We start from the raw sequence: 12,119 nt of genomic DNA, 5'->3' as shown, positions 1-12,119 counted from the left end.
GAACCGCTCAAAGAACGCCCACTCCTCGTCCGACATCAGGTCTCGTGCCAAGCTGGTCTCCATCGCAGATATCAGCTTGAATCACGATTAGTCCGCCCTGTGAATCCTTTTTGTCAACACTACCTAATAGTTCCGTTTGTATTGAAGCCGATTACCCCGTAAGTTGCGTGTTGGACCCAGGGGACCCGCACGGGGCAGCAAAACATGTTGAGGCGACAGAGCGCTGAGCGCACGCCAATGAGCTTTCTTTCCGGAGAAGGCGAAATGGCAAGACTTTTGCGGGATTTCCCGTGGAAAGACCATCCGTTCGGCACACCAGATCAATGGCCTCAATCCCTGCGATCAGCCCTGGGAATTTGCCTGAATTCGGCCTTTCCCACGGCCATCTACTGGGGCGCCGAGCTTCGGTTGCTTTACAACGACGCCTGGTCGCATATCCCCGGCCCGCGTCATCCCGCCTGCCTGGGCGCGCCTGCCAAGGACGTCTGGGCGGATATCTGGCATGTGATCGAACCGCAGTTCGCGCAGGTGATCGAAACGGGCGAAGGCCTGTTCGTCGAAGACCAGATGTTGCCGATGCGGCGGTTCGGTTTCGAGGAGGAAACCTACTGGTCCTACAGTTTCACCCCGATCCGGGGCGAGGATGGCGGGATCGAGGGGATCTTCAATTCCGGGTTCGAAACCACCGACAAGGTCCTGCGCGAAAGGCAGATGGCCTTCCTTCTGGAAACCGCGGACAGGATTCGCGTTCTGTCCGGCACCGACGAGGTGGTGGAGGCCACCTGTCGGATGCTGGGTGAATATCTGGGGGCGTTGAGGGTCGGCGTGCGCGAATATTCGCCGCTGGAAAATGCCTATCCGGTCAAGGCGGAATGGCTGGCGGAGGACCGCCCGAAGGCCGCGAACGTCGCGCAATGGACGGATTTCGGGGCGATGGCGGACCGCCTTGCCGCGGGACATGTGGTCCGGATCGACCGGACCGCTGACCTGCAGGACACACGCCTCAGCCGGATCTTCACCGAACTCGGCGCGGGGGCTGTCGTGAACACCCCCTGGTTCGGGTCGTCAGGGCTGGACACGGTGCTGTTCGTCCATATGAGCGCGGCTCATGCCTGGACCGACGCCGAGGTGGCCACGATCGAACAGGTCTTCGCGCAGGCGATGCACAAGATCGAACAGGAACGCGCGCAAGAGCGCGAAACGACCATGTTGCGCGAAATCGACCACCGGGCGCGCAATCTTCTGGGGATCTCTCAGGCGCTGGTCCGCATGACCAAGGCCGAGGACGTCGACAGCTTGAAACGGTCGCTTGCCGATCGCATGGGCGCGCTGAGCAAGACCCTGAACATCCTGTCCGAATCGGAGTGGACCGGGGCGACGTTCCGGGAATTGCTGGATCTGGAACTTCTGCCTTTTGGCGCGGCGGATTCGGAGCAGGTGACGCTGTCCGGCCCCGATGTCATCCTGCCGCCGAACATGGTTCAGCCGATTGCGATGGCCATTCACGAACTGACCACGAATGCCGTGAAATACGGGGGGCTTTCCGACAGCGACGGCAGCCTGGAGGTTTCATGGTGCGTGGACGAGACCGGAATGCTGCGCATCGCGTGGCGGGAACAGCGGCCCGAAAGCAGTGAAGAGGTCAACGTCGATACGCCGGGCTTCGGATCCCGACTGCTGACACTCACGGTTGAATCCCAGCTTGGTGGCCGGTTCGAGCGGCAGTTCCAGGATCATTCATTCGAATGCCTGATGGATATACCGCTGCCGCAGGCGCGCGAGTTGTCCGTCGCCTCGTAAAACCTGGAAAGACCGGGACCCGGCGCGGGCCGGGTCCTGCCTCAGATCGTGACTTCGCCTCAGACCGCCTTCAGCTTCGCCTTCTTCGGCGCGGGCTTGGCCGTCTTGGCGCCGCCTGCGTTGGCGTCGATGAACTCCAGCACCAGCGGGCGGATGTTGTTCCGCCAGGAGGAGCCGGCGAAGATGCCGTAGTGGCCGGCGCCCGGCTCGACATGGCTGGCCTTCATCTCCTCCGGCAAGCCGGTGCAGAGGTCCAGCGCGGCGATGCACTGGCCGGGGGCCGAAATATCGTCGTTCTCGCCTTCTACCGTCTTGACCGCGACATTGGTAATCTTGCCGATGTCCACCTTGTGGCCGTCCACGACGAATTCGTTGGCGGCGATTTCACCCGCCTTGAAGATGCGTTCGACGGTGGAGAGGTAGAATTCCGCGGTCATGTCCATCACGGCGAGGTATTCGTCATAGAACCGGTTGTGCGGGTCATGGTCGCTGGCCACGCCCTTCATCACGCGCATGATCTGGTCCTGGAAGGCCGAGGCATGGCGGTCGAGGTTCATCGAGATGAAGGAGGTCAGCTGCAGCAGCCCCGGATAGACCCGTCGGCCGATCCCATTGTAGGACGCGCCGACACGCTGGATCATCAGCTCTTCGAGCTGGCCCATGGTAACGGAATGGCCGAAATCGGTCACTTCGGTCGGGGTGGCGTCCGGGTCCACCGGGCCGCCGATCAGGGTCAGGGTGTTGGGCTGGGCCTCGGGGTCGATCTCGGCCAGGTAGGCGGTGGCGGCGAGGACGAGGGGCGCAGGCTGGCAGACGGCGATGACGTTGATGTCGGGGCCGAGCTCCTTCATGAAGTCGACGACGTAGAGGGTGTAATCCTCGATGTCGAACTTGCCTTCGGAGACGGGAATGTCCCGGGCGTTGTGCCAGTCGGTGATGTAGATATCCGCGTCCGGCAGCAGCGAGATGACGGTGGAGCGGAGCAGCGTCGCATAGTGGCCCGACATCGGCGCGACCAGCAGGATCTTGCGCTGTTTCGGCTCCCGTCCCTTGACGTGGAAGTGGATCAGATCGCCGAAGGGGCGTTCGACCACCTTCTCGATGGAGACGATATGATCGCGCCCGTCTTCGCAGGGAACGGAGTGGATGCCCCAGTCGGGCTTGGCCACCATGCGCTTGTACGACCGTTCCGCCACTTCGCCCCAGGCGGCCATGTATTGCAGGGCCGGATTGGGGATCATCTGGAAGGCGGGATAGGAGGCCATGGAGAGCGCGGTCGCCCCCAGCCATTGCTGGGTGTTGCGGATCGACTCCATTAGGTCGTAAGTTGCCATGTAGCGCATATGTGTCTCCCGGAGGAAGGTGTCGGGTCAGATCTGGACCGGCCCGTTACCCCTTCATCTTGTGCCTGAATATGGTTTTAGTGGCACGTTTTGATGTCGGGGCGGGGGCAGGCGTCGATGCTGCATAGCAGCAAATTACGGGGGAAACGCTGCCATGGCAACTCAAGATAACGAATCCGGTAAATCGGGTGAGGCGCCGACGGCGGATGCGGCCCTTGAAAGGTTGAACGAGAACCTCGAACGGGTCGACAAGTTGACGCAGCGTCTGACTGCCGCACTTGCCAAGCGGAACCCGACGAATTCCGCCCTGAATGCCCCCGATCCGGAGCTTTTCGCCAAGGCCTCCACCGCCTGGTGGTCGGAGATGATGCAGAACCCCGCACGCATCTTTGAACATCAGGCCAGTTTCTGGACCAAATCCGTCCAGCATTTCATGGAGGCGCAGCAGGCTCTGGCCTCCGGTGCGCTGAAGGCGCCCGAGGATCACACGCCGGACGATCCGCGCTTTTCCAACCCGATGTGGAAGACCCACCCCTGGTTCAACTTCATCAAGCAGCAGTACATGCTGAACGCCGAGGCGATGCGCCATGCGGTCGAAGACGCCGAGGGGCTGGACGAGACGGAGCGCAGGAAGCTGAAGTACTTCAGCCAGCAGATCGTCGACATGATGGCGCCGACCAATTTCCTCGCCACCAATCCCGATGCGCTGCAGCGCGCGGTGGAGACCGAGGGCGAGAGCCTGGTGAAGGGGCTGGAGAACCTGGTCGCGGATATCGAGGCGGGCAATGGCGAGATGGTGGTGCGCCTCTCCGATACCTCCGCCTTCACCGTGGGGGAAAATGTCGGTGCGAGCGAAGGGCAGGTGGTCTATCGCAATCGCATGATGGAGCTGATCCAGTACAGCCCCCGGACCGAAGAGGTCCATGCGATGCCGCTGGTGATCTTTCCGCCTTGGATCAACAAGTTCTACATCCTCGATCTGAAGGCGCAGAACAGCTTCATCAAATGGGTGACGGAGCAGGGGATCACGCTGTTTGTCGTGAGCTGGGTGAACCCCGACCGCAGTTACGCCGACACCGGGATGGAGGATTACATCGAGGAGGGCTATCTGACGGCCATCCGCGAGGTGAAGGCAATCACCGGGCAGAAGAAGGTCAACGCCATCGGCTATTGCATCGGCGGCACGACCCTGGCGCTGACCCTGGCGCTGATGAAGCATCGCGGCGACAAGTCGGTGAACACGGCCACCTTCTTTACCGCGCTGACGGATTTTTCCGACCAGGGGGATTTCACGCCCTTCCTGCAGGATGATTTCATCGACGGGATCGAGGCCGAGGTGGCCCAGACCGGCATCCTGCGCAGTCACATCATGTCGCGGACCTTCTCCTTCCTGCGGTCGAACGACCTGATCTACCGCCCGGCGATCCGCAGCTACATGATGGGTGAAACCCCGCCGGCCTTCGATCTGCTGTTCTGGAACGGCGATGGCACCAATCTGCCCGGCAAGATGGCCGTGGAATACCTGCGCGGGCTCTGCCAGCGCAACGAATTCACAACTGACGGCATCGAATTTTGCGGCGAGCGTCTGCATATCTCAGACGTGACCGTGCCGGTCTATTCGATCACCTGCGAGACCGATCATATCGCGGCCTGGAAGACGAGTTATCTGGGCTTTCAGAAGATGGCCTCGAAGGAGCGGACATTTGTCGTCTCGCAGTCCGGTCACATCGCCGGGATCGTCAACCCACCCAGCAAGAAGAAATACGGGCATTACACCAACGACGACCTCTCGCTCGGCCCGGACGAATGGATGCAAAACGCCCAGTTCACCGAGGGCAGCTGGTGGCCCAGATGGGGTGAATGGATCGCGTCGAAATCCGGCAAGATGGTCCCCGCGCGGGAGCCGGGAGATTCGACTCACCCCGCGCTCTCTCCGGCGCCGGGCACTTACGTAAAGGCACCTCTGCCCGTTTAGGCGGCAGGTATCCATCGGATCAGCCTGCATTTTCTGCGACGCAGCAAAAACTTCTTGATTTTCTGCAGTGCAGCATCCATATTCCTCTCAGAGATGCAATACGGACCCGAATGGACGCGGGACCGACACCGAGAGAGGACATACCAATGGCTACCACCCAAGATTTCACCACCATGATGAAAGACGTCATGGGCGCATTCCCGGTCGACACGAAGGCATTCGAAGAATCCTTCAAGTCCACCGCAACCCTGAACGAAAAGCTGTCCGGCATTGCCCTGGACGCAGCTGGCAAGTCGAACGAACTGTCCAGCAAATGGACCAAGGACAGCCTGTCCAAGATGGCTGAACTGTCTAAGGTCAAATCCGACCCGGCCGATTACGCCAAGGCGATGAGCGACTTCGCAACCTCCTCTGCCGAAATGGCAGCCGAGAACCTGGCCGCCTTCGCCGAGATCGCCAAGAAAGCCCAGACCGAAGCGGTCGAGCTGATGATGGCAGCTGGCAAGGACTTCGCCGAGGAAACCACCGCGGCCGTTCAGAAAGCCACCAAAGACACCACCGCAGCCGCCAAGAAGGCCGCCGCGAAGTAAGTCTTTACCGACACGTTCCACTCCTCCTCCCTAATTGGAACGTGGAAGACCGGGCGGGTCCCTTGCGGGCCCGCCCTTTTTTGTTGCGCGGTCGCCCCGGGGCCTTGCCGGGGGCGGGCGGTCTGAACATAGTGCGCGCGACAGACGGAGGGCGCAGGATGCAGACCATTACGGATACGGATCGACTGGCAGAGATTTATGGCGCGCCGGTGCCGCGCTCGATCGACAAGGTGGTGCCCCGGCTGACCCCGGCCTATGACCGGTGGATCCGGGCCGCGCGCTTTGTCATCCTGTCGACGGTCGGGCCGGAGGGAACCGATGCCAGCCCGCGCGGCGATATCGGCCCGGTGGTGCGGATCGCAGATCCCTCCACGCTTTTGCTGCCGGACTGGCTGGGCAACAACCGGATCGACAGCCTGCGTAACATCGTGCGCGATCCGCGGGTCAGCCTGATGTTCATGGTGCCGGGCTCGACCAATGTGGTGCGGGTCAACGGCCGCGCCGTGGTCAGCGATGATCCGGCGCTGCTGGCGGAATTCGAGCACAAGGGCAAACGTCCCCGCACGGTGGTCGTCACCACCGTGGAGGAGGCCTATTTCCAATGCGCCAAGGCGATCATCCGCTCCGACCTCTGGGGCGAGGGGGACCGCAGCGCGGAGGTGCCGAGCGCGGGGGATTTCGTGCGCGAGGTGGATGCGGGGTTCGATGGCGCGGCCTATGACGCGGGCTACCGGGCCTATGCGGAGGGGCGGCTCTGGTAGGGGTGCTTTGAGGCGATGTTGGGGGGGCGAGGGCGACACACAGCTGATTGAGCATTGCATAAAGTACCTATTGCTCCGACTTCGCTCCAATGTCCCGCCCGGCGGCAACGCCGGGCTGCGCCGACCCGCCCCCCTGGGGCGGCGCATTTGCGCCACCCCACGGGTCGGCGCAGCCCTCGGTCAACATTGGTGGCGTCTGGGCTTGTCCTCCCTCGGCGCGATCGACCTCCTGCACAAGCGAAAAACCTAACCCTGAGAATTCCTTTGCAATTTCATTATGCAGTCCTAAGCTGTGCTGCAGTGCTGCATAGGGAGGGATGACCTGTGGCTGAGACCGAAAAACCGCTTCTGATCAAACGCTACGCGTCCCGGCGACTGTATAACACCGAGACCAGCGATTACGTGACCCTCGAGGATATTGCCGGTTTCATCCGCGATGGCCGCGAGGTGCAGATCGTCGATCTGAAATCCGGGGATGACCTGACGCGGCAGTATCTTCTTCAGATCATTGCCGAACATGAAAGCCGGGGCGACAATGTCCTGCCGCTTGGCGTGCTGACGGATCTGGTGCGCAGCTATACCACACAGGCGCAATCCGTGGTGCCGCAGTTCCTGGCGCAAAGCTTCGAGATGCTGCGCGAGAGCCAGTCGAAAATGGTCGAGAACATGAATGCCATGAACCCGATGGCCAAGATGCCCGGGTTCGAGGCGCTGCAGGCGCAGCAGGAGGCGTTCCTCAAGGCGATGTCCGGCGGCATGTCGGCCTGGCCCAAGCCGGGCGGCGGCACCGGCACGGGCACCGGCGGCGAGACCCCGCAGGAGAAGAGCGGCGACGATCTGGATGCGATCAAGAAGCAGCTCGCCGAACTGCAGAGCAAGCTGAACAAGATGAGCTGACCGATGCAATCCAGCCCGGGACGGATCACGCTCTGGGGGATCGAGGTCTTCGTCGCCACCGCTGAAGAGAAGTCGATCACCGCGGCCGCGCGGCGGCTCGGGGCGAGCGCCTCGGCGGTGTCTCAGCAATTGACCAATCTGGAAAGTGCGCTTGGCGTGTCGCTGCTGGTGCGCAATGCGCGGCCCGTGGCACTGACCCCGGCGGGGGAGGCCTTTCGCCGCCGCGCCCAGTCGATCCTGAACGAGGCCGCCCAGGCCCGGGCGGAACTGGCCGTCGCGGGCGGACAGAGCCTGACCCGGCTACGCCTGGGCGCGATCGAGGATCTGGAGGCGGATGTGACGCCGCAGCTGCTGGTGCGGATGGCCGGTCAACTGGAGGGGTGCCAGTTCCTGCTGGAAACGGGGGCGTCGCATTTTCTGTATGACCAGCTGGAGGCGGAGGCGCTGGATGTCATCGTCGCGGCGGAGATGGGCGAGGCTCCGGACTGGGCGGAGGTGCATCCGATCCTCTCCGAAGGTTTTGTCGTCGCCGCCCCGCGCGGCATGCTCGACGGTGGCGGCGATGTGCTGCGTCAACTGAAGGCGCATCCGCTGGTGCATTACACGACGCGACATCACATGGGCCGGTTGATCGACACGCATCTGGCGCAGCAGAACCTCAAGCTGGCGCATCGGTTCGAGCTGGACAGCTATCACGCGATCCTTGCCCTGGTCGCGCGCGGCATCGGCTGGACCATACTGCCGCCGCTGGCCCTGATGCGCGCGCGGCGGTTGTTGGGGGAGCTGGAGCTCTTTGACCTGCCGGTGGCCCCGCTCTCCCGCCGGATCGTCCTGATGGCGCGCCAGGGGGTGCTGCAGGAGGTGCCGGGTGTGGTGGCCGCGGAACTGCGCGATCTGCTGCAGGAGGTTGTCGTCGCCCCCGCCGTCGCCGCCTATCCGCATCTGAGCGCGCGGTTGCAGCTGGCGTAAGTGGGGGAGGCTCCGGTGGATGTCCCGGCCCCCGCGCCGGGACCCCGCCGATATCTCTCTAAGTCCGGGAGGTCCCGGCGCGAGGCCGGGACAGGTCGGACCTCGACCGTCTCTTGCGAGAGCGTTTTTCCGCGGCGGGTCGGGCCATGATGCGGAGGTCATCCTCGGGCTTGATCCGAGGATCTTCATCCGCCGGGCACTCCATGACGGAGACCCTCAGGTCGAGCCCGTGGATGACGCAGACCTGCCAATCGCGCGAGGGAGAAATCATCGCGCCGTGTCGTTGATCTTCAGCGCCCGCTCGATGTTCGCCCGCCCTTGTCCCGGCCCCCGCGCCGGGACCCCGCCGATATCTCTCTCAGTCCGGAGGTCCTGGCGCGAGGCCGGGACAGGTCGGACGAAAAGCAGCTGTGGGCTCGAGGATGTTGTTCTGCGCGTTCGACTCGTAGGGCCGGTTTCATCCCGCCGTTTCGTCAATCACATGCGCCTCGCCGGATAGCTTCCTGGCCATGTCCCGGCCCGCGAGCCGGGACCCTGCAGGGCCGCATCCCCAGACCTGCCCAGTTACCCCCTGCGTACCATCAACCGTTCCAACCCGTGGAAATGGTAGGTGTCGCCGTAGCGCGGGGGCTCGGCCAGGGTCAGACCGGGGCAGCGGTCAAAAAGAACGGGCAGGGCGCTGCGCAATTCCAACCGGGCGAGCGGGGCGCCGATGCAGAAGTGCAGCCCGCCGCCGAAGCTGGCGTTGGTGCGGATCGGGCGGGTCGGGTCGAAGCGGTCGGGGTCGGGCCAGGCGGCGGGGTCGCGGTTCGCCGCGCCAAGCAACAGGGCCACCTGATCGCCGCGTGCGAAGCGGTGGCCGAAGAGCTCTATATCCTCATAGGCATAGCGGGTGAACATATGCAGGGGCGGGTCGTGGCGCAGCACCTCCTCCACGGTCTGGTCGACCTGTTCCGGCGTCATCAGCGGCGCGATGTCGAAACCGGAGGCCAGCAGCCCCGCGACGCCGTTGCCGATGGTGTGGACCGTGGCCTCATGCCCGGCATTCAGCAGCAGGACGCATGTGGCGATCATCTCCTCGGTGGACAGGCGCTCGCCGTCTTCTTCGGCTGCGATCAGTTCGGTGATCAGGTCGTCGCGCGGGGCGCGGCGGCGGGCGGTGATATAGTCGGACAGGTAGGCGGCGAAGTCCCCGGCGGCCTTGGCGGCGGCGTCCTCCACCGCGCGGTCACGGCGGGCCTGGTACATGGCGACCATGTCGTTGGACCACCGCAATAGCTGCGGCGCCATGTCCTCGGGCACGCCGAGGAGGCGGGCGATGATGATGACGGGCAGGGGGGCGGCGAAGGTCGGCAGCAGGTCGAACTCCCCCTCCGGCAGCGCCTCGGTCAGCTCCTGTGCCAGGGTGATGATGTCCAGCTCCAGCGCCTTGACCCGGCGCGACGTGAAGGCGCGCAGGACCAGACCGCGCAACCGCGTGTGGCGAGGCGGCTCCAGTTCCAGCATGGAATGGTCGTCGATGGCGTAGAAGGGGCGCAGGTGATCGGGCACGGGGCGGGCCAGTTCCGGCGGCACCTCGCGGCCGAAGCGGCGGTCGCGCAGGATGGTGTTTACCGCCTCGTAGGTGAAGGCGGCCATCATCCCGTAGTCGTCCCAATAGTGCAGCGGCCCCTCGGCGCGGGCGGCGGCGTAGAAGGGGTAGGGGTTCTGGACAAAGTCGGGGTCGGTCGGAGACTGGCGCAGCTGCATTTGCGCATCTAGGGGCGGGACGCTTCCCATGGCAAGGGGCGGGGCGCTATAGGGGAAGGATGAACCATGGTCTGAAACGGCATGCGAGTGTCGTCCTGCTGTATCTGCTGATCTCGCTCGCCCTGGTCTGGGGCGTGCATCGGGTCAGCTATCGTCAGGCGCTGACCCCGTTGAACGAGCGGGGGCAGGCGGATCTGACGCTGACCGTCGACCGGCTGACCAGTCAGATGCAGCGCTATCAGGATCTGGCCGTGCTGATGGCCGCGCATCCTTATCTGGAGGCCCTGTCGCGGCAACCGGCGCGCCGTGGGCTGCGCGATCAGGCGGCGGCGCTGTTTCTGGGGGCGGCGGACAGGACGACGGCGCTGAACCTGCTGTATTTCTCCCCGACGGGGGAGTTGCTGGCCGCGGCCCGCCCGGAAACGGCGGCGGAGGTGGCTGGGCAGGCCTTTCGCGACGGGCCGGTGTTTCGCCGGGCCCTGACCGGGGCGCTTGGCGCGGGGATAGGCCCCTCGGGCGAGGATCAGACGCGCAGCTACATTTTCGCCGCGCCCAGTTTCGAGGAGGGCGGCGGGGTGCGTGGCGTGCTGGCGGTGGCGGTGGATGTGGATCATCTGGAGCAGGCCTGGCGCGGCGACCGGCCCGCCGTCTGGTTCACCGATCCTCGCGACCGGGTCTTTATCACCAACCGGTCGGAGCTGCTGAACTGGACGATCGGCGACGGGGTGCTGACCCCGCCGGATGGCCGGGCGCTGAGTTTCTCGCGCACCATGATCGGCGGCAATGACATCTGGCGCGCGCCGCTTGGCAATTATGTGCCTGACCCGGCGCTGGTGCTGACGCGGGAGGTGCCGCAAGCCGGCATGCAGGCGACGGCGCTGATCGCGGTCGGCTCGGCGGCGCGGATCGCGGCGCTGCAGGCGGCGGTGGCGGGGTTGGTGTTGCTGGCCTTCGGCGCGGTTCTCTTCTGGACGATGGAACGGCGGCGGGTGCTGGCGCAGGCGAATGCGCAGCTGGAAAACCGCGTGGCGGTGCGCACGGCGGAGCTGTCGGGCGCCAACATGATGCTGCGCCGCGAGGTGGCGGAACGGCAGGAGGCGGAGGCGGCGCTGAAACGCGCGCAGGCGGAACTGGTGCAGGCAGGCAAGCTGTCGGCCCTGGGGCAGATGTCGGCGGGGTTGAGCCATGAGCTGAACCAGCCGCTGATGGCGATCCGTCAGTTTGCGGAGAACGGCGCGCTGTTGGTCGAGCGGGGCAAGGTGGAGCAGGCGCAGGGCAACCTTACCCGGATCGGAGAGCTTGCGGGGCGCATGGGCCGGATCATCCGCAACCTGCGCTCCTTTGCCCGGCAGGAGAGCGAACCGCCCCGGCGCGTCGATCTGGGTCAGGTGATCGCCTCGGCGCTGGAGATGACGGAGGCGCGGCTGGCGAAGGAGGGCGTCACGCTTGCCTGGGTGCCACCGGATCAGCCGGTGCTGGCCATGGCGGGCGAGGTGCGGCTGGCGCAGGTTCTGGTCAACCTGATCACCAATGCCGTCGATGCGATGGCCGGGCAGACACGGCGCGAATTGACCCTGACCCTCAGCGACAGCCCGCGCCCGACCATCCGCGTTGCCGACACCGGCACCGGGATCGCGCAGCCGGAACGGATCTTCGACCCGTTCTATTCCACCAAGGAGGTCGGCGCGGCCAAGGGCATGGGCCTGGGCCTGTCGATCTCCTACGGCATGGTGCAGAGCTTCGGCGGGGAGATCCGCGGTGCCAACCGGGCCGAGGGCGGGGCGGAGTTCGTGATCGAACTGCCGCCGGTGCCGGGGGCGATGGTGGCGGAGTAGCGGGGCGTCTTTGTCAGGTGTCGCGCTGTCAGAGAAACCTGTTGCGAAGGGCAGGGGCCGTCCGCGGGTGGCTGCGAAGCGGCCGCCCATGGGGGCGGACGGCCGCTGTCCGGCGTGCCGCCGGGCGAGTGATCAAATCTAAGGTTTGAGCCCCGGGCCAGGATGCGCGGTTGGATCGCCCTGCCGCCATGCGCCGGTCG

At 64.7% G+C, this 12,119-nt stretch carries 9 protein-coding genes; 7 read left to right on the top strand and 2 right to left on the bottom strand.

Annotation, left to right across the window (positions count from 1 at the left end; genetic code table 11):
• Positions 1 to 264: 264 nt before the first annotated feature.
• Positions 265 to 1,800 carry a sensor histidine kinase gene (locus tag ACFC2Y_RS13390; protein WP_375172574.1) on the top strand — a complete coding sequence of 512 codons (1,536 nt, stop codon included), beginning with the start codon at positions 265 to 267 and terminating at the stop codon, positions 1,798 to 1,800.
• Between the two features lie 59 nt (positions 1,801 to 1,859).
• Here ACFC2Y_RS13390 and phaZ read toward each other — a convergent pair whose 3' ends face one another.
• Entirely contained in the window at positions 1,860 to 3,143 is a 1,284-nt protein-coding gene (gene phaZ, locus ACFC2Y_RS13385; protein ID WP_375172575.1) for a polyhydroxyalkanoate depolymerase, read from the bottom strand.
• Positions 3,144 to 3,297: 154 nt separating this feature from the next.
• Between phaZ and ACFC2Y_RS13380 the strand changes: the two genes are divergently transcribed.
• From ACFC2Y_RS13380 to ACFC2Y_RS13360, 5 genes are all read left to right on the top strand, one after another.
• Positions 3,298 to 5,118 (top strand): PHA/PHB synthase family protein, encoded by a 1,821-nt coding sequence (locus ACFC2Y_RS13380; RefSeq protein WP_375172576.1) that lies wholly within the window; start codon positions 3,298 to 3,300, stop codon positions 5,116 to 5,118.
• A gap of 146 nt (positions 5,119 to 5,264) precedes the next feature.
• On the top strand, positions 5,265 to 5,708 hold the full coding sequence (locus ACFC2Y_RS13375) for a phasin family protein (RefSeq protein WP_375172577.1): 444 nt from the start codon (positions 5,265 to 5,267) through the stop codon (positions 5,706 to 5,708).
• 158 nt (positions 5,709 to 5,866) lie between these two features.
• The gene (locus tag ACFC2Y_RS13370) at positions 5,867 to 6,469 is read left to right on the top strand and encodes a pyridoxamine 5'-phosphate oxidase family protein (protein WP_375172578.1); all 603 of its coding nucleotides are present in this window, start codon (positions 5,867 to 5,869) and stop codon (positions 6,467 to 6,469) included.
• A 324-nt stretch (positions 6,470 to 6,793) separates the two neighbouring features.
• Positions 6,794 to 7,366, top strand: coding sequence for a polyhydroxyalkanoate synthesis repressor PhaR (phaR, locus tag ACFC2Y_RS13365; protein WP_375172579.1), 573 nt, complete (start codon positions 6,794 to 6,796; stop codon positions 7,364 to 7,366).
• 3 nt (positions 7,367 to 7,369) lie between these two features.
• Positions 7,370 to 8,335: a LysR family transcriptional regulator gene (locus ACFC2Y_RS13360; RefSeq protein WP_375172580.1), complete on the top strand. Its 966-nt coding sequence runs from the start codon at positions 7,370 to 7,372 to the stop codon at positions 8,333 to 8,335.
• A 564-nt stretch (positions 8,336 to 8,899) separates the two neighbouring features.
• Here the strand turns inward: ACFC2Y_RS13360 and ACFC2Y_RS13355 are convergent.
• Entirely contained in the window at positions 8,900 to 10,084 is a 1,185-nt protein-coding gene (locus ACFC2Y_RS13355; RefSeq protein WP_375172581.1) for a cytochrome P450, read from the bottom strand.
• Between the two features lie 59 nt (positions 10,085 to 10,143).
• Here ACFC2Y_RS13355 and ACFC2Y_RS13350 point away from each other — a divergent pair, with 59 nt between their 5' ends.
• Positions 10,144 to 11,919, top strand: coding sequence for an ATP-binding protein (locus ACFC2Y_RS13350; protein ID WP_375172582.1), 1,776 nt, complete (start codon positions 10,144 to 10,146; stop codon positions 11,917 to 11,919).
• Positions 11,920 to 12,119 lie beyond the last annotated feature (200 nt).

This window comes from Pseudooceanicola sp., assembly GCF_041987405.1.
Classification (GTDB): domain Bacteria; phylum Pseudomonadota; class Alphaproteobacteria; order Rhodobacterales; family Rhodobacteraceae; genus Pseudooceanicola.
Note: the sequence above shows the minus strand (reverse complement) of the source record. Positions and strands in the feature narration are given on the sequence as shown.

Bases quoted from the DNA above. Each gene is read 5' to 3' on its own strand.
- ACFC2Y_RS13390 (WP_375172574.1), top strand. From the start codon at position 265: ATGGCAAGACTTTTGCGGGATTTCCCGTGGAAAGACCATCCGTTCGGC.
- phaZ (WP_375172575.1), bottom strand. From the start codon at position 3,143: ATGCGCTACATGGCAACTTACGACCTAATGGAGTCGATCCGCAACACC.
- ACFC2Y_RS13380 (WP_375172576.1), top strand. From the start codon at position 3,298: ATGGCAACTCAAGATAACGAATCCGGTAAATCGGGTGAGGCGCCGACG.
- ACFC2Y_RS13375 (WP_375172577.1), top strand. From the start codon at position 5,265: ATGGCTACCACCCAAGATTTCACCACCATGATGAAAGACGTCATGGGC.
- ACFC2Y_RS13370 (WP_375172578.1), top strand. From the start codon at position 5,867: ATGCAGACCATTACGGATACGGATCGACTGGCAGAGATTTATGGCGCG.
- ACFC2Y_RS13360 (WP_375172580.1), top strand. From the start codon at position 7,370: ATGCAATCCAGCCCGGGACGGATCACGCTCTGGGGGATCGAGGTCTTC.
- ACFC2Y_RS13355 (WP_375172581.1), bottom strand. From the start codon at position 10,084: ATGCAGCTGCGCCAGTCTCCGACCGACCCCGACTTTGTCCAGAACCCC.
- ACFC2Y_RS13350 (WP_375172582.1), top strand. From the start codon at position 10,144: ATGAACCATGGTCTGAAACGGCATGCGAGTGTCGTCCTGCTGTATCTG.